Raw genomic sequence first — 17,156 nt, forward strand, 5'->3', positions numbered from 1 at the left:
AGGAGCGACCAAGCAACTGCCACCATCTGACAGCGGCACGGACGACGCCGTCAGGTGGAAGCGCGGACATTGAGGTGTTCGAGCAGCGCGCGGATATCCGCGACATCCATGCCGGCCGAAGCGCTGGGCGCTTCATCCAGGTCGGCGAGCGCGAGGACTGCGTCATCGTCCAGCACCGTGCCCAAGAAATGTACCTTGGCTGCGAGTCGCTGCTCGACCAGCTCGTCGATCGTTTCGTTGGCGACAAGCACGGTGATTGTCGTCATCACGTCCGGGGACAAGCCAAGACGGTGGATGCGGTCCAAGCTTTGAAGGAAGCGCCCCGCCGCAAAGTCCCGATCGACATAGACGGCGTCATGGCAGACGTGGTGAAGACTGATTCCCTCGCCGAGGGTGGCCGGATTCGAGAGCAGGACCATGCAGTCCGAATCCTCACGAAAACGCTGCAGCTGTTCCGGCCGATCATCGGAGCCGCCGTGCACTATCGACGGCTGAAATCTGTCCAGCAACCGCTCCAGGGACTTGAGGTTGCGAACAAAGGTCGACCAGACAAGCGTCTTGCGCCCGGCAGCTGCGTTCTCTGCCACGATGGCGAGTACCTCGCGGTACTTCGGCGACATCTCGTAGTGAGGAAGGTCCCGCATCAGCTCTCCGAGGGTGGAGTTCGCCGGCGGCTGCAGCGGTGGCACCCGATAAGGCAAGGGCTCGTGCGGGCTCGCCCCGGCGGCTAGCAGGGCCGGAGTCGTCGCGGCCATCATGAGGTACATGAGAACGCGGCCCAGCGCCTCGACGTCTGAGGGATCGCCACTCCAGCGGCCCGACATCTCGCCTCGCAGAGCGTCGTAAAGGTCCCGGTGCAGCGGGGGGAGTTTGAGCCTTCGGACGGTGGTCGTGACGGGCGGAAGCTGCAGCTCGCTCTTCGTGGTGCGCACGAACAGAGGTCTCAGCATTTTGCTGGCGGTTCGCAAGTCGTTGCCGGCGATCGCACGCGTAACAGCCGCCCGCCCTTGACCGGGCCAGACAAAGGAGAAGAGGTTCTCGAGGTCCTTCGATCCGTTCGGGGCAGGGGTCCCGCTGAGTATTAGCCGGGCGGTGGCATGGGGCCCAAGGGCAAGGCACGCGGCGCCCCAGGCCCCGGCGGGGCCCAGCTTCATGCGGTGCGCCTCGTCGAGGATCAGCATTGCTGGCCGCGCCTGAAGCCACTGAATCAAAGCTGGCCGCGCGTCAGGCAACCGCTCATAGTTCACCAGCAGGACATCCGCCCCTAAGACGCCTTCTTCGCCGTGCCGAGCGACGACTAGTGGCGCGTCGGGGAAGCACTCCACCGCCTCGAATTGCCAACTCTCGAAAGCAGACTTGGGGCACACCACGAGCAAGCGATCGACCTCCCCCCGTCGTCGGCGAGCGACGAATGCGGCAAGGCTTACGCGAGTCTTACCAGCGCCGGGAACGCTGAAATTGGCGCCGTGGCTAAGCTGAAGCAGGTTGGCCAGGTCTCGCTGCTGGAAATTAGTGAGCGATGCGCCCCAGGCAGTACCTAGATCGACCGGCTCCGCATGTTCACCGACGCGTTGGCGGTTTTTGAGCCGATCGTTGATGACCTCTGCGTCGACGACGTTCCCCTCGACCAGGGCAAGCAGCTCCGGCTGCCATTGGACATCGTCATCAGGCCACCGTGCCAGCTCCTGCAGATTGACCAGAAGATCATCCAGGTCCACGTCAAAGGCTTGGCTATGATCGCTGTGACTGCTGACGAAGCAGCTCCGCAACGCGCGCAGCGAGGCGACACTCTTCGAATCAGCCGAAACCTCGACACGGCCAGCCTGCGAGGAAAACCGCAGATTCAGCACCGGGTCAGTCAGTCATCCGCGGTAGCGACGCTTGCGCCCTCAGCCAGGCAACGCCCTCGCCCTGTCCCTCTGCCGCCGGGCCAATCATTCGCGCCAGCTGAGTCAGGTGCTTTCGCAGCTCGACCAGGCTGTCGTCAAGGTCCTCGGCCCTAAAGTCGCTGGTCGCTTTGGCTTGCGCCACGGCCTGCAGGAGCTGCCCGAGGTCTTCATTCGCGTCCGAAAGGCGATCCGCAGCTGCGAAGCGCCGCTTGATAACACGGCTCTGCTTGCCCGCCTTGTCCAGGGCCGGTTCCAGCGCCGCCGTGATTTCTTGCAGCTTTGCGTCGGCGCTCGCAACAGCCTGGGGAGAAGCGGACTGTGCCGAAACTTCGACGGCCTTCGCACGGAGGACTTCCGTGGTCAGCTCGCGGAGCTGCTCGACTCGCTGACTAGGCCCTGCGACCGAGATCTTAGTGCCGGGGATCTTCACTGCTGCAGCCGCGACCGTCTTCGCCGGCGGAAGCGCGTCCTTCATGAAGCGTTCCGCGAAGTCGGGCTCGATGAGCCTGAGGTCGGTCTTCGACTTCCCCAGCGCAAGAGCAAGGAGGCGCTGCTCTCGGAGAGCCTCTGCCTCCTCAGGTGACTTGGACTTCAGCGCAGAATACGCCCTGTGCAGCTCCTCAAGCTTTCCCTGATGCGTCTCAAAATCGACGAGCCGCATGGACAGCTTAGTGCCCGCCGCATCCTCGGACTGGCTCCGCTCGATGGCCTCCTGGATGAACTGGAGAATCCAGCGCGACCGCTCGAACGTTGACGCTTTGATACGGAAGTCGCGCTGGATCTCGGCGGGCGGCCGCGCCGCATTGACACGCTCATCGATCGCCAGCAGGAAGTTGACGAAAGAGTAGTCGCGCTTGTGATCTCTCCGTAGCTGAAGAGAAAGCTCTATCGACTCAAGGTCGTCAAGCCCTGCATCCGCGGGGAGAACCCCGACACGGATGTGCTCCTGGCCGAGCTCACGCAACGCTGCGCAACGAGTGTTGGCGTTGATAAGTACGCCCTCGCGCGTGATGATTCCCGGGTCATTCTGGCCGTGCTGACGAATGTCTTCCTTCAACGCTTCGAAAGATGGATCGGTCTTCTGGGGGTCAGTGGGATCCCCTTTGAGGAGATGACCGAGATAGTCCTGAGCGACCGGGCCGAAAGGATTTTCGTCCAGCTCCCGGTCTCTCTTTGGGTCGAGCGATCGCTGGGCGCGGATGCGATGAGTGGCCGGGTTATAGCTCAGAACGTTGACCGGCATAGTAATCACGGGAATCGAGCGCGGCTGCCCGCGCCATTCGATCGTCACCGACTCCTGCACGCCCTGCAGCTCTTCCAGGGCGCCGAGGCGCTTCTCGACGATCGCACGCACGTCGGCGGCGTTGGGCGGAACCAGCACGGTCATCTGCTCTCCATCGGTCAGGGCCTTGAGGCCTTCCTACACGGCAGGACAGCGGCGTCTAAGTAGGCGCACGGAGGTTCCCTCTTCGGGACTAGATCCGGCCAACCTTCGAGTGGCATCCCCGAACTTCTTCAGGTCGCAGCGCATGATCAGCCCCATGGAGCTGCCTGACTGGAGAACGTCGACCAAGGGGACGCGTGTGCGCGCAGCCCTGTGGCTTTGCACTGAGGTGAGGGAAGGAGGCACCTTCACTAAGGCGCAGCTGCGCGAGGCCTTCCCCGGTGTCGAGCAGATCGATCGCCGAATGCGCGACCTACGCGCCGAGGGGTGGGTCCTGGCGACCTACCGGGAAGATCGGTCTCTCAGCCAGGACGAGCTGCGGCTTGTCCAGGTTGGCGGTGCCGTATGGGATCCGAGCTACCGATCGAAGGTCCAGAACTCGGTCAGCGACAAGGAGCGGCAGCAGATCTTCGCTGCCGACGACTATATGTGCGTCTACTGTGGCGTTAGCGGTGGCGAGAGTTTCGTGGACGACCCGCTGCGCGCAGCCAAGTTGACGCTGTCGCGAGTCTCGTCCACGGACGGACAGACGACCCGGCTCGCCACCTGCTGCGACCGTTGCCATGTCGCTACCCGCGACGACGCTCCGGCCACCGACCTCAGTGCGGCGATTGAGGAGTTGTCCGATGAGCAGCGCACGCGCCTGCTGCACTGGATCCGCACAGGCAGTCGACCAGTTGCCCTGGAGGAACAGCTGTGGGCTAGGTACCGGCGCCTGCCCCATGCCGTGCGACTGGATGTCCGGCAGCAGCTCGAGTCCATGGGGTGAGGGTCTCGGACTGGCCAGTCACCCACCCGAAGTGGCGTCGGCCTTGCGCCTCCGGGGAATGACCGGCGCCGGGACTACGGGGTCGCTGGGTTCAGCGAGTCGCCAATAGCCGCCCGCGATCTCGGCTGCGTCGAAGTCATTGGACGGTTCGCACGGAACCACGCGCGCGGACACGAACTCGCCCTTCTGCGGTGTCGGCAGACCTAGGTCGCGGGCGACCACCGGGTCGTCCCCCTGATGTCCGAGGACCAAGATGCCTTCGGGTTGTAGATGCGTACGGGCGCCGCCGTTGCCGCGTGCCCGCTTCATGAAGTCGTCCTGCTGAGCGACGGTGGCGAGTTCGGCCCGTCGGATCACCCGTCGCTGGACGGAGCGGAAGAGCTCGTTAACTTTAGCCTGGCCATGCTGAGCACCGGACGAGGCCCGCGCGTGGAAAATGCGGTCCCGGGTGGAGTGGTCAAGCTCGAGAAAGAGGTTCGGCGCAAGGTATCCATGCTCCGACCACAGCCAGCGAACGCAGAGCCGGCCTGCCGCGGACAGCACGCCCTTCGCATCCCTGTTCCGACCGGGATTCATCAGGGCCTCATGAACGCGGACGAGCCCGGCCATCCAGCGACTGCTCGCGTCGTCGGCCGACACCACGAGCGCGAGGTGCCCGATGACCTCCGGGGGCAGCGTCCAGCCGCCCTCTCTCATGGAGTACTTGCAGTCGACCTGCACTCCTGCGATGCGGTAATCCGTGACGTCGCCGCCTCCGAACCGGAAGCGACGCTGCAGGTTGATCTCGACCAGCGTCCCCATGTGGGTCTTTTCGGTCTTGAAGAGCTGCTCGAAGCTCCAGCGACCAGTGTGCTGTCCGTCGTAGAGCTGGTCGAATGTATCCCTCAGAACCTCGGCCACCACGTCGCCGGTGGGGTCGAGGCGGAGCAGCTCGTCCTCGACGGCATCCAGCTCTCTGTCCTCACCGCGGCCCATTGCGTAGATCTGTTCATCCGGCACGACGACGGAACGTAGCCGGCCGCTAACCAGCCATCGGGACGATCACCCGTGAACTAGCAGCGCCGCCCGCGGGGTCCAGATGGGGGTCCTCGGTGAACACGACATGTCCCCCGTGAGGGCAGCTGGGCTCAGCTGATTCGCGACCGGCCCGCCCGATTGGCGAACACATCGTGCCGCTCATGGTCCGGCTGGCCGATGAACGCCTTGAACTCCCCGAGGCGGTACGCGGGTCCTGACTTCGTTTCCTTCATCTCGATGTCGAAATCCCGGCTCAAGTGTGCGATTCGCCGCTCAAGCTTGATGGCGTCGTAGGGCACCGTCAGTCGGCCAAGGATGGCGGACGGGGTGAGGAACTCTTCCGCCTCCTTGAGCACGCGATACACCGGATCGTGCAGGGTTGGGCTCGCGAGCTCTGGCATGTCATGGGGCTCGTCGGCGTGCTCTAGTGCCCGCATGATCGAGCGCCCGACCGCCTCTGCCAGCGGGGGCGGGAAAGCGTTCCCCACCTGGCGGTACTGAGCCGTTTTCCGCCCGGCCAGTCTCCAACCCCATGCGTCATCCCAGCCCTGCAGCCGGGCGACCATCTGAACCGTTAGCTTAGGAAGCTTGATGTCCGGATGCGGGTGGTCTGGCCCGGGAGCCTCATTCGCCACACCGAGTCCGTCCACGCCTAGCTCGCGCCAGGCCCGCTTAGCTCGCGTGGGCCCAAGGTCAGCGCCGCCGTGCTTCTTACTACCACCGACCAAGGTAGGAGCAATGTCGTTCGCCAGCTGCACCCAGGCATCGACGTGCGGCCATCCGTTCGCCCCCATCAGATCACGCAAGGTCTCGCCAACGGTCCGCTGAAGTGACGACTGCTCGGGCCACCTGAAGTAGCTGGCGTCCTCCTCCTTCAGGGCGACTAGGACGAAGCGCGGGCGCAGCTGAGCCACACCGAAGCTCGAGGCGTGGAGCAGGCGCCAATCGCCTACGTAGCCGGCCGAGGCCAAGCGGTCCAGGACGTGCTGCCGGTAGGCGGCGAACCGGGGCATGGACAGCCCCCGAACGTTCTCGAGCAGCAACGCACGCGGCTTCACCTCATTGATGCAAAGCTCGACGGCCCAGGCGAAGAGGTCGCGCTCATCGCTGGCCCCCAGCTGCTTGCCGGCGATGGAGAAGGGCGGGCAGGGGACTCCGCCCGCGAGCAACGCCACGCCCTCGTAGTCGGCGGGTGTCCATAGGTTGCGGTCCGCCACGTCTCCCTGGACGACCTTCCAGTCGGGTCGGTTCTGACGGAGGGTCTCGCAGGCGAAGCCATCCAGCTCGACCGCAAGGGCGTGTTCGAAGCCCGCGCGCTCGAGCCCGATCGCCTGCCCTCCGGCGCCAGCGCAGATCTCCACGACCTCGAACATCACGAACGCCCCCCCTGTACGTACACACACGATCGAAGGGAACGCGTGGGACATGAGGACCATCCTCCCCCACGAGCCCACGCCCTCCCAGTACCGACGTCATACCGTGTGCCAGTGACATCTCCAGACTCTGGAGCCACAGGTGGCAGGCGGCAGCCGGCACCCATCACTGCGGGACGCGCCCGGAACCTAGCAGCCATCCGTCGGACCAACACGAAGCCCGAGGTCGCACTGCGTTCCCTCCTGCACCGCCGCGGGCGACGGTTTCGCAAGGACTATCGACTGGACCTGCCGGACGCCCGGGTACGCCCCGACGTCGTCTTCACGAAGTCGCGCCTGGCCGTGTTCGTCGATGGTTGCTTCTGGCACGTCTGTCCGGAACACGGACGCCAGCCGACGCATAATGAGTGGTACTGGACACCCAAGCTGCGCCGCAATGTTGAGCGGGATCGACAGGCAGATGCGGCCCTAGCGGCGGCCGGTTGGCGCGTTGTCCGCCTATGGGAGCACGTCACGCCGGAAGCGGGCGCCGCCATCGTAGAGGCTGCTTTGGACCACGATCATGAACCGCCCCCTGAGGCAGCGGCGCCCACGGCAACCAGAAGCCAGTAGTCTGACCGCCGCCGATGTGGCACGGTGACTTGAGTCTCTTCTGGCGCGATCGCGGCTACAGGCGCCAGGGGCATCAAGGGCCGCCGTTCAGGCGGAGATCAACGCTGTTCATCGACGAATGTCCGGCCCCACTGTGAATGAGCAAGGTCTCGGCGTGTCAGGCGACGCATCAACGTTCTCCCAGGGGGCGGTGATTAAGCTGCTCGACTAGCGGCAGCCAGCGTTGCCGGGAGCTAGGGCGCCTCAGGCCTGATTGCTCACCATTGATCCGGGCAGCCGGCGTTAGGGGTGGTTATGCAGCCTGTCTTCGACGAGTTGCCGATCGACGACTTGCGGTTCGATGCCGACAATCCTCGAATGCCGACCCACCTGGACGGGAAGGACGTAACCGCCGTCTTGAGCTTCATGCTTGAGGACGCCGGCCTCCTCGATCTCATGCGTTCCATTTCCAGTCAAGGATTCTTTCCGGGGGAACCTCTACTAGTCAGTTCGGCCACTGAAGACACCTACACGGTTGTCGAGGGAAATCGGCGGCTCGCGGCGAGCATCCTCCTCAACAACCCTGATCTCGCACCTACGCGCAAGACCGCCGTCAAAGCAGTCGCCGAGTCAGGACAAGTCCCCGGAACCCTACCGGTTCTGATTTTTCCAGAGCGAGCCGACATCTTGAAGCATCTCGGGTATCGCCACGTTACCGGAATCAAGGAGTGGGACCCGCTGGCGAAGGCGCGGTTCCTACGCCAACGTTACGAGGGAGAGACCGGCTCGCCACAGGACAGGTTTAAGGCCCTGGCGAGGAGCATCGGAAGCCGTAGCGATTATGTTGCCCGCTTGCTCACAGCACTAGCGCTCTACAACAGAACTCAGGACAACGAATACTACGGTATCCGTGAATTAGGAGAAGACGACGTCGACTTTTCACTCTTCCCTTCGGCGCTCGCCTACAGCAACATCGTTGAGTTCCTTGGCTTAAGCTCTTCACGAGACATCGAGCTTAATGGGCTAGTGGACGACAGCTTGCGATCATTGGCCCGTTGGATATTTGAAGAGGGGCCGTCTGGCAGGACTATCCTCGGCGAGTCTAGGAACATCCGGATTCTGTCAGAGGTCGTGGCTTCACCCCGAGCGCTCGCAGCTTTAAAAGGCGGAGCGACCTTGGACGAGGCTTCGCGGATGGGCGGCGCAGCCTCGGAGGCATTCCGTGCGGCGGTGGGAATCAGTCGGGAGAACCTAGAACTCGCGGCCGAATACCTTCGCGACGCGGACGACTTGACTGAGGCCGACGTCGAGTCTGTGGACAGGGTGCGGCGCTTGAGCCTTGAGGTACGGAACGCCGTCCGAACCGTCGTCGAGGGCGACGAATAGTGGCGATCATTGGCGACCTCTCGAAAGATCCGGGATCACCACAGTTGCATCGATGGGCGGATTGGGCCGAACTGCTATGCCTTACGTCAGCCGAAGGACGCCTAAGCAGAAGCGATTTCTTGGGATACATGCGACGGGCACGCGACACGAAAACGGCAGCCGGCGCCGACGACGCGGAAATGCTCGAGGAAGCCGACAACATCGACACTGCCGACGGAGCCACCGAGTCGGACAATTATCACCGCAGAGCTGGCGACGTCTTCACCTATCTCAGTGCGCGAGCCGACGCTTTCGGATCTGCCTACCCGTACACGTTGGAAGGGACAACAGTCCTCACACTGAGGGATCCAAGCCCACATCGATCGCTCTACGTGTTCCTACTCGCGTGCGCGTCATTTCGGTATGTAACAGGCAAGCATTGGCAAAATGGCCTCGCTGCGCGCTTTGAAGGAATCTCCGTAGTCGCCCTTCGGAGAGCCCTTCCAGTGGAAGCGAGTGTCCATCTGTTCGGCATGAACTCTGAGCTGCGAAACGGTCGCTATTCAGGAAAGCTCGTCGACAAGTTGAAGTTGCTCGCATCCGATCTGGGCGAGAAGCATCAGATCGACGACGAGGACTTCGAGGACGAAGACCGGGGCGACCATGGCCTTGATGTCGTTGCCTGGCTCGAGCTCGGCGATAAGCTTGGAGGGCGGCCCATCTGGCTCGGACAGTGCGCATGCACACCGCGGTGGACGGTTAAGCAGTACTCCTCAAGCGTCGCAGCGATGCGCGGCGTTATGACTTTTGTCGCCCCCCCAATGAATATTTGTTTCATTCCGTTTGACTTTCGCCGCCCAGACGGATACTGGTTCAAGCGAGCAATCATCGGGGAGTCGATCGTCGTCGATAGGCGCCGCATGATGCACATGCTGGGGGCCGTAGGCGTTGGGGTGAGAGATGACTTATCGGACCTCGACTATCTCGTGCGCCCGGATCAGCTGGCAGAACTGCGAGGACTTGCGTTGTCGGACCTATAGAGCGCACGTCGCCAGAGCCTCGGATCGTCGGCGCAAAACGCCAGCGCACTACCAAGGACGTAACCAGACAAGCGACAGTGGACGTTAGTGCGCCGAACGGCGCATAGACCACATCTGCGCCGGGCGCTCGGACTGCATCGCGACGTCCCACGGGATCGCGCCGGTGACGGCCTCCTTGCGGAAGTTGCCGATCGCCAGCCGCGCCAGCTCGGGGTCGGCCGCCACGCGGCTGGCGAGCTCGATCGCCCGGTCCTCCACCGCGGCGTCGTCCGGCGCCTCCCAGGCGAGCCCGAGCTCCACGGCCTTCGCCGTTGATCTCCTCGCCGAATTGCGCCATCACCGCCGCCTCACGGCCGATCACCAGCGACAGAATGGCGAAGTGCCCACCGCCCGGGTGCACCCCGCGCTTGAGGAAGCGGCCAGCAGCCGCGGTCGCGAGCAATGATCTGCAGGTCCGTCGCCAGCAGCATGTCCATGCCGGCGCCCACCGCCGACCCCCGCACGGCCGCCACGGTGGGCACCTTGCATTGAGCCAGCCGGTAGAGCGAGTCGCAGATCGCGCCCATGCCCTCGTGAGCGTCCGGGGCCGCCGGGTCCTTGCCCACCGAGGTGAGCGTCGCGATCTCGCCGCCGGCGCAGAACGACTTGCCCCCCGCCCGGATGACGAGGGCCCCGATCTCCGGCTTGGCGTCCACCTCGTCGAGCGCCGCGATCAGCTCGTCGGCCATCCCGGCGTCAGCGCATTGCGCCGATCAGGGGCGTTGAGCGTCACGATCGGGACGCCGCTCGTCTACCTCGAGCTGAACCTCACCGGTACCGGCCACGAGCCCACCAATCTGGGCGAGCGGACCGGCCCCAGCGCCGAGCCGGACATCACCTGACCGGCATCACATCACGCGCCGGTACCAGCCCGCGCACCGCGGTCGGGATCAGACGACGGTCGCCGACTCCACCAGCCGGCACAGCGCGTTCACCCGCCGCAGTTGCTCCGGCGTCCGCACCGGCGCATCCAGCAGCAGCGGGCTCAGCACCACGACCGCCAGCGCTTGCGCCCGCGACACCGCCACGTTCAGCCGGTTCAGGTCGTACAGGAACGACACCCCGCGCGGCGCCTCGTCGGCACTGGTGCTCGTCATCGAGTACAGGACCACCGGCGCCTCCTGGCCCTGGAACTTGTCCACGGTGCCGACCCGCGCCCCATCCGGCAGCGCCGCCTTGATCAGCGCCACCTGGGCGTTGTAGGGCGCGACGACCAGCACGTCCGCCGGCCCGATCGGCGCCTCCTCCCCCAGGTGGTTCCGCCAAGTCGAGCCCTGTACCGACCGCCACAGCTCCGCGACGGCGGCGGCCTCCTGCTGGCACTTGTCCGCCGCCGTCAGCGCGTGCTCGACCGGGTGCACCCGCAACCCGCTGCCGGACAGCGCCCCCTCCCCCAGCACCGCCACCCGCTCCCGGCCGTCCGCCGCCTCCAGCCGGCCCTCGTAGGCCAGGTCGGAGACGAACGCCGTCAGCGACGGGTGCATCCGGTACGAGCGGTCGAGGAACACCCCGCGATCGGCAGGGATGGTCGCGTGCCCATCGAGCAGGTGCTCTAGCGCCGAGGCGCCCGACTCCCCCGGGTGCACCGCCTGCGTGGGCTGGGCCAGCTGCTGCGGGTCGCCCAGCAGCACCATCGACCGCGCACCCCGTGCCACGGCGACGGCGTTGGCCAGCGAGAACTGCCCGGCCTCGTCGACCACCAGCACGTCGACCGCCTCCGCCACATCGGCCCGGGTCCAAAACCACGCCGTCCCGCCGACCAGGTTCACGTCGCCGGCGAGCAGCTTTCGCGCCACCACCGCGTTGTCGTTCGACCAGGCCACGTCGCCGGAGCCGCAGTGCTGGCTCTCCTCGCACTTCTGCAGCGCCGGCCGCCCGACCGCCTTGAACAGGTTGCCGATGACCGCGTGGGACGTCGCCGTGACGCCGACCTTCTTCCCGGCGTCCAGCAGCTCCCGGATCAGCGCAGCGGCGGCCGTCGTCTTGCCGCTGCCCGGCGGTCCCTGGATCGCCAGCACCTCGCCGTCCAGCGCCAGGCCGAGCCGCACGATGGCGTCCGTCGTCGTCTCGCCCTCGCGCAGCCGCGTTCCCGCGGGAACGCGACGCTCGACCAGTGCCTGGCCGAGGCAGTCCCGCCCGGCGAGCACGTCCTCGCCGGTGTCGGCGATCGCCGCGCGTAGGCCGGCGGTGTTGAGCGGCCCACCGGGGCCGAGCCCGCGCGGCCGCGGCGGCTCGGCAGCCGTCGTCTTCAGCACCAGCCGCCCGGCCGCGGCGTCCACCCCGAACACCGTCCCGACCTTCTTGGCCGTGCCGACGTCCAGCGCGTCGTCGCCGGCGGAGAGCTTCGTGTCCTGCACCGGGAACGAGTACTCGTACAGCGAGCTCTTCTTCTCCGGGCCCAGGTATCCGACGAAGGCCGGCCCGCCCAGCGCCGTCCCGTCCCCCACCAGCTCCTCGGCGTCGAGGTCCTGCAGCCGGTAGACCTCCCACCACGCCGGCCGGTCCTCGCGGCGGTGCCAGCCGACGAGGTCGCCCAGCAGCTCGTGCCCGGCCGCGTGCAGCCGGTCGGTCAGCTCCTGCTCGGCGGCCTGCGCCTCGGTCACCCTCGCGTCCGGCGCCACCACCGCGACCTCCGGCCGCGGCAACGGCTTGTGCAGCGCCTCCAGCTCGGCGCGCTGCTGCTCCAGCCAGTCGTGCAGCTCACGGGTCGAGTCGACGTCGTCCTTGTTGTAGGCCTCGATGCCGTCCAGCCGCGCCTGGTCGCCGTCCTCCAGCCAGGCCTCGTACTCCAGGACGCTGCCCAGTGCGCTGGCCACCGCGCCGCCGTGCGAGCGCCCGTAGAAGGCCTCGACCTTCTTGATCGAGTACGACTCCTTGCTGATCCGCATCGACTGCCGGACGACGGGATAGAGGTCGATGAACCGCTCCTCGCGCAGCAGCTGGTCCAGCTCCGCCTCGCGGACGCCGTAGCCGCCGGTCAGCTTCTTGAGCGCGGTCACCTCGTAGGGCGCGTAGTGGTAGACGTGCATCGCCGGATCGGCCTGCACCGCCGAGACGATCCGGTCGACGAGGTCGGCGACCAGCTGCTTCTCCGCCGGGCGGTCGTGCGCCCACAGCGCGGTGAACCCGCCGGACCGGTCGCCGATGCCGGCGAGGTACTCGATGCCGGCGCCGTCCTCGAACCAGGGGTCGCCCTCGAAGTCGAGGTACAGATCGCCGGCGCTCGGCGGCGGCAGCCGGAGCAACCCCAGTCCGTCGACCGGGTCGAGCAGCGTCCGCGACGACTCCCCCGTCGTCCGCTCCTTAAGCTGCTCGGCCGCCTGCTGCTGCAGCCGGGAGCGCGCGTCGGCACCGATGCCCGACGCCGCGAGCTGCCCCGGTAACGCGGTGGCAAGCGCCGCCAACGTCGGAATCCCCACCGCGCGGAGGGCGTCGCGGTGGTCGCCGCGCATGAAGGCGACCAGTCCGAGGTCGTCGGCCTCCCGCAGCTCGGTCGTGCACTTCTCCGCCCAACGGCACTGGTCGCAGTAGCCGATCGGTGCCGGAGCGGTCGACGGCGGAGCGGCGGTGAAGGCCTCCAACCGGGCCCGCGCGCGGCGGGCGTACGCCGCGACGTCGATCAGTCGCCACGGGCGCGAGACGCCGTCGCCGGTGACGACGTGGATGCCGCCCGGGGCCACCCCCTGCAGCACGGTGAGCCGCTCGGCGTAGGTCGCCATCTGCAGCAGCGCGGCGACCTTCAGCTTGCGGGCGAGCTTGGTGTCGGCGATCTCGTAGGACCAGCCGCCGAAGGACGATGGCACCTCGACCCGCAGCAGGAAGTCGGCCTGGCCGCCCCAGGCACCGTCGAAGAAGGTCCCCTGGTAGACGACGTCGACGCCGCTGCGCATCGCCTCGACCGTCTCGGCCTCCGCCCGGCGGCGCCCGGCCGCGTCGAAGACGGTGTCGATTTCGGCGACCGTCTTCCCGGCGGCCCGCAGCGACTCCAGGTACTTCTGCTCGTGGGCCACGCCGCGGTCGAAGACCAGCTGCAGCTCGTCAGTCGTCTCGGCCTCCGGCGCTGCCCACTCCCCTGCGGCCACGCCGAGGTCCAGCCGGGTCAGGTGCCGGCACTCCTGGTGGTGTGTCAGATCAGTCGGGCTCAGCACCAACCGCCCGTCGAGTCGCTGCATCGCCCCAAGTCTCCAACCGCCGTTGTCGTCGGCAGACTGCCCCTGCCTCAGCGACAGGGATAACGGACGCCTACGACACGGATCCGAACCTGACGGCTTTGGCGCCCGCGACGTCACCCGTTCGAACAAGCGACGGCGCGATTCCCCCGCCGGGGCGGCTCCGCCCCGCGCCGGTCTTTTTGGCCAGGCCGCCTGCCTACAGGCTTTCGAAAAACTCGGGCAGCACCGTCACGTCATAGACCGTTCTCGGGACGCTTGAAACGCCGAGCCCGTACTTCTGCAGGAGGTCACACAGTCGGAGGCCGTCCACAAGGTCGACTGAAGGGGCGCCGTCCCGTGTGGCCTCGTCCTTGGCGCTGGCCGTGAAGGTGCCGGTGGTGATGAGCAGGCCCTTCTCGCCACGGCCGCTCATGGCACCGCGGAAGTCGCGGACGGCCGACGATCCGACGGAGCTCTGGTACCGCTTGCACTGGAAGTAGACGGTCCATGAGACCAACGACTGCCGATAGGTGCCAACGCCATCGATGCCGCCGTCGCCGCTCTTTCCGAGCACGTTGACGTTGGTGAAGCCCGCCTCTCTCATCAGCCGCTGCGCGAGACGTTCGAAGGCATCCGGCTCCATATTCTTCAGCACCTGGAGGAGCTGGTCGCGCCAGTTGCCGACGTCGTCGGCTTGGTCTTCATCGAACTCAGGATTGTCTAGGTCGGCATCGACGTCGCCGGTCCCGGAACCGGCTCCAGCCGCCTTCTTCGCGGCCCGATACGCCTTGAACAGCCGAGCGACCTCGTCGGCCGTTGCCACTCGCTGGCCGCGATCGGTTACCGACCAGACGCCGGTCCTGCTGTTGTCGAGCAGGCCGAGGAGCTTCAGTCGGGTACGGGCCCACGCGAGTCGGTACTCCAACTCCGTCCGCCCTTGTCCATGAGGGATGGACTGCTGCTCTTCGGATAGTTCCATCGACTTGACGACGGCCTCCGTGATCTCGGGGATCGTGGCGGAGCCACCAAGTCCCTTGACCGCCTCAAGCACAGGCCAGGTCAGTACACGCGTCGACGGAACGCTCGAGACCATCACGAGCAGCACCCTAGGAGCCAGCTAGAGGACTCACTCGCGGCTGGGGCCCCGACCATGGTGCTCGGCGACCGAGAAGCGGGCGATGTTGGCCTGCAACTTCGTGGCCGTAGCCTCGGAAAAGTCGACGCCTGCCACATCAGCCAGTCGCAAGAGGTACAGCAGCACGTCAGCCATCTCCTCCCCCAGCCGAGCATTCAGAGTCGGTTCCCGTGTGCGAGCGTCAAGGTCAGCCGCCGGGAGCCACTGCAGCAGTTCGGCCAGCTCACCCACCTCGCCCATCAGAGCAAGCGTTAAGGACTTCGGATCGTGGAAGCGTGCCCAGTCTCGCTCCTCGCTGAACTGGCGCATCGCCTCGGTGAGTCTGTGGATGTCCGACACGGCGCCAGTATCGATGCCCGCCGTCCTGGAACCGGCCCGTTACTGTCTCGGGAGCGGCTCGACAGGCTTCCGCACCCAGGACATGCCTCCACCCGCACGAATCGATTCGTGCTGCCTGGGGACTGTCCTTGCCACTGCTGCGCACCTCCGCCCGAGGTCTGGCCGACCTGTCGTCGGCCGGCCGCCTGAGCACCGTCCTCGCCGAGCAGATGTCCTTCCAGATGAAGCGTCGCGCCTCCGTTTCCGAGATGCGGTCCTGGAATTCCAGCCTCCGGGTGCTCGCCACCGACCTGCTCCAGGCGGGTCTGGAGAACGTCGAGGTGCTGCTGGAGTACCAGCTGCCCTTGAGCAGCAAGCGCATCGACGCCATCCTGGCCGGGCGCCATCCGCGGCGGGACGCCCCGTCGTACGTCGTGCTCGAGCTGAAGCAGTGGACGGACGCCGAGCTCTTCGAGGACGATGCCGAACTCGTCGTCCAGCCAACCTACGGACGCCGGCCGATCCTCCACCCGGTCGCGCAGGTGCGCGCGTACGGCGAGTACCTGCTGGACTTCGTCGCCTCCCTCCACGGGACGACGGACGTGCTGGCCGGCGCTGCGTACCTGCACAACGCGACGCACAACCAGGTCGGCGAGCTCTACAACTATCCGCAGGACGAGCTCGGCCGCCTGTTCACCCAGCAGAGCCGCGGGGAGTTCCTCGACTTCCTCCGCAGCCGGCTCGCGCCCAGCGACGGCAGCCACTACGCCGACCGCCTGCTGCACTCGACAATCGCCCCGAGCAAGCAGCTCATGCAGGTGGCGGCCGACGAGATCCAGCGCCGCGAGCAGTTCGTGCTGCTCGACGAGCAACGTGTGGCCTTCGACCTGGTCCTCCACGAGGTCGAGAAGGCCAGGCGAGGCGACCACAAGAGCGTCGTCGTCGTCAGCGGTGGTCCGGGCAGCGGGAAGAGCGTCATCGCCCTCTCGCTGCTCGGCGAGCTGAACCGGCGTGGCCGGACGGCCATCCATGCGACGGGATCACGCTCGTTCACCCAGACCTTGCGCAAGGTGGCCGGCAAGGGCTCCCGCCAGACCCAGTCGCTGTTCAAGTACTTCAACAGCTTCGTGGACGCCGACAAGAACGGCTTCGACGTCCTCATCGCCGACGAGGCTCACCGTCTCCGCGAAACCTCGGCGAACCGGTGGACGAAGGCGGAATTCCGCACCGGCAAGCGGCAGGTCGACGAGCTCATTGACGCGGCGCGCGTGCCTGTGCTCCTGCTCGACCAGAACCAGGTCGTGCGCCCCGGTGAGCTCGGCACCGTGCAGGACATCGAGAAGGCCGCCCGCGAGCGCGGGCTCGACGTGCACCACGTCGACCTGAGCGCCCAGTACCGGTGCGGCGGCTCGGAGGCCTACATCGACTGGGTCGAACGGCTCCTCGGATTGAGGCCGGGCGGGCCGGTCCCCTGGACCGGGGACGAGAACTTCGAGGTCCGCGTCGCGGCTTCCCCCTCGGCGATGGAGACGGAACTGCGGCGGTACCTGGACGAGAAGTACGGCGCGCGCATGGCCGCCGGCTACTGCTGGCCATGGAGTGACCCTCAGAAGGACGGGTCGCTCGTACCGGACGTGCGCATCGGGGACTGGCAGCGCCCGTGGAACCTCAAAGGCGAGCGATCAGTCGGCGGCGCGCCGCCGTCGGCTCTGTGGGCGAGCGATCCGGCCGGCTTTGGCCAGGTCGGCTGCGTCTACACCGCGCAGGGCTTCGAGTACGACTGGAACGGTGTCCTAATCGGTCCGGACCTCGTCTGGCGCACCGACCGCTGGGTCGCCGTCCGCTCGCACAACAAGGACCCCGACTTCCGCAACCGTTCGAAGGTGAGCGACCAGGAGTTCGACGTCCTAGTCCGCAACGTTTACAAGGTCCTCCTCAGCCGCGGGATGCGCGGCACGCTGCTCTTCTCCACCGACCCCGGGACCCAGGCGCTCCTCCAGCGACTGGTCCCGGCAACGGCCTGAT

14 protein-coding genes are annotated in these 17,156 nt (G+C 66.4%); 5 read left to right on the plus strand and 9 right to left on the minus strand.

What is annotated here, in order from left to right:
* Window positions 1-50: 50 nt before the first annotated feature.
* Both ABC795_RS11820 and ABC795_RS11825 read right to left on the minus strand, forming a co-directional pair.
* Window positions 51-1,850, minus strand: coding sequence for a DEAD/DEAH box helicase (locus ABC795_RS11820; RefSeq protein ID WP_347057385.1), 1,800 nt, complete (start codon window positions 1,848-1,850; stop codon window positions 51-53).
* Window positions 1,851-1,854: 4 nt separating this feature from the next.
* Window positions 1,855-3,276 carry a transcriptional regulator gene (locus tag ABC795_RS11825; RefSeq protein WP_347057386.1) on the minus strand — a complete coding sequence of 474 codons (1,422 nt, stop codon included), beginning with the start codon at window positions 3,274-3,276 and terminating at the stop codon, window positions 1,855-1,857.
* Window positions 3,277-3,430: 154 nt separating this feature from the next.
* Here ABC795_RS11825 and ABC795_RS11830 point away from each other — a divergent pair, with 154 nt between their 5' ends.
* Window positions 3,431-4,102: a hypothetical protein gene (locus ABC795_RS11830; protein ID WP_347057387.1), complete on the plus strand. Its 672-nt coding sequence runs from the start codon at window positions 3,431-3,433 to the stop codon at window positions 4,100-4,102.
* 18 nt (window positions 4,103-4,120) lie between these two features.
* Here ABC795_RS11830 and ABC795_RS11835 read toward each other — a convergent pair whose 3' ends face one another.
* Window positions 4,121-5,101 (minus strand): NaeI family type II restriction endonuclease, encoded by a 981-nt coding sequence (locus tag ABC795_RS11835; RefSeq protein ID WP_347057388.1) that lies wholly within the window; start codon window positions 5,099-5,101, stop codon window positions 4,121-4,123.
* Window positions 5,102-5,229: 128 nt separating this feature from the next.
* On the minus strand, window positions 5,230-6,492 hold the full coding sequence (gene dcm / locus ABC795_RS11840) for a DNA (cytosine-5-)-methyltransferase (protein WP_347060715.1): 1,263 nt from the start codon (window positions 6,490-6,492) through the stop codon (window positions 5,230-5,232).
* Between the two features lie 114 nt (window positions 6,493-6,606).
* Here dcm and ABC795_RS11845 point away from each other — a divergent pair, with 114 nt between their 5' ends.
* From ABC795_RS11845 to ABC795_RS11855, 3 genes are all read left to right on the plus strand, one after another.
* A complete protein-coding gene (locus ABC795_RS11845) occupies window positions 6,607-7,104 on the plus strand; it encodes a very short patch repair endonuclease (RefSeq protein WP_347057389.1) in 498 nt (165 codons plus the stop codon).
* 294 nt (window positions 7,105-7,398) lie between these two features.
* On the plus strand, window positions 7,399-8,469 hold the full coding sequence (locus ABC795_RS11850) for a ParB/Srx family N-terminal domain-containing protein (protein ID WP_347057390.1): 1,071 nt from the start codon (window positions 7,399-7,401) through the stop codon (window positions 8,467-8,469).
* A 128-nt stretch (window positions 8,470-8,597) separates the two neighbouring features.
* Window positions 8,598-9,488, plus strand: a complete 891-nt coding sequence (locus ABC795_RS11855) for a hypothetical protein (protein WP_347057391.1) — start codon at window positions 8,598-8,600, stop codon at window positions 9,486-9,488.
* Between the two features lie 84 nt (window positions 9,489-9,572).
* Here ABC795_RS11855 and ABC795_RS11860 read toward each other — a convergent pair whose 3' ends face one another.
* From ABC795_RS11860 to ABC795_RS11880, 5 genes are all read right to left on the minus strand, one after another.
* Complete coding sequence (locus tag ABC795_RS11860; protein ID WP_347057392.1) at window positions 9,573-9,788, minus strand: hypothetical protein; 216 nt, start codon at window positions 9,786-9,788, stop codon at window positions 9,573-9,575.
* A 47-nt stretch (window positions 9,789-9,835) separates the two neighbouring features.
* Window positions 9,836-10,216 carry an enoyl-CoA hydratase/isomerase family protein gene (locus ABC795_RS11865; RefSeq protein WP_347057393.1) on the minus strand — a complete coding sequence of 127 codons (381 nt, stop codon included), beginning with the start codon at window positions 10,214-10,216 and terminating at the stop codon, window positions 9,836-9,838.
* A 201-nt stretch (window positions 10,217-10,417) separates the two neighbouring features.
* Window positions 10,418-13,699: a TM0106 family RecB-like putative nuclease gene (locus tag ABC795_RS11870; protein ID WP_347057394.1), complete on the minus strand. Its 3,282-nt coding sequence runs from the start codon at window positions 13,697-13,699 to the stop codon at window positions 10,418-10,420.
* Between the two features lie 196 nt (window positions 13,700-13,895).
* Complete coding sequence (locus ABC795_RS11875) at window positions 13,896-14,771, minus strand: restriction endonuclease (protein WP_347060716.1); 876 nt, start codon at window positions 14,769-14,771, stop codon at window positions 13,896-13,898.
* 33 nt (window positions 14,772-14,804) lie between these two features.
* Window positions 14,805-15,152 carry a nucleotide pyrophosphohydrolase gene (locus ABC795_RS11880; RefSeq protein WP_347057395.1) on the minus strand — a complete coding sequence of 116 codons (348 nt, stop codon included), beginning with the start codon at window positions 15,150-15,152 and terminating at the stop codon, window positions 14,805-14,807.
* 128 nt (window positions 15,153-15,280) lie between these two features.
* Here ABC795_RS11880 and ABC795_RS11885 point away from each other — a divergent pair, with 128 nt between their 5' ends.
* Window positions 15,281-17,155, plus strand: coding sequence for a DUF2075 domain-containing protein (locus tag ABC795_RS11885; RefSeq protein WP_347057396.1), 1,875 nt, complete (start codon window positions 15,281-15,283; stop codon window positions 17,153-17,155).
* The last annotated feature ends 1 nt before the right edge of the window (window position 17,156 follow it).

This window comes from Blastococcus sp. HT6-30 (assembly GCF_039729015.1).
Classification (GTDB): Bacteria; Actinomycetota; Actinomycetes; order Mycobacteriales; family Geodermatophilaceae; genus Blastococcus.

Coding starts and splice junctions, on each gene's coding strand:
- ABC795_RS11825 (WP_347057386.1), bottom strand. CDS start 3,276: ATGACCGTGCTGGTTCCGCCCAACGCCGCCGACGTGCGTGCGATCGTC.
- ABC795_RS11830 (WP_347057387.1), top strand. CDS start 3,431: ATGGAGCTGCCTGACTGGAGAACGTCGACCAAGGGGACGCGTGTGCGC.
- dcm (WP_347060715.1), bottom strand. CDS start 6,492: ATGTTCGAGGTCGTGGAGATCTGCGCTGGCGCCGGAGGGCAGGCGATC.
- ABC795_RS11850 (WP_347057390.1), top strand. CDS start 7,399: ATGCAGCCTGTCTTCGACGAGTTGCCGATCGACGACTTGCGGTTCGAT.
- ABC795_RS11855 (WP_347057391.1), top strand. CDS start 8,598: ATGCGACGGGCACGCGACACGAAAACGGCAGCCGGCGCCGACGACGCG.
- ABC795_RS11865 (WP_347057393.1), bottom strand. CDS start 10,216: ATGGCCGACGAGCTGATCGCGGCGCTCGACGAGGTGGACGCCAAGCCG.
- ABC795_RS11870 (WP_347057394.1), bottom strand. CDS start 13,699: ATGCAGCGACTCGACGGGCGGTTGGTGCTGAGCCCGACTGATCTGACA.
- ABC795_RS11875 (WP_347060716.1), bottom strand. CDS start 14,771: ATGGTCTCGAGCGTTCCGTCGACGCGTGTACTGACCTGGCCTGTGCTT.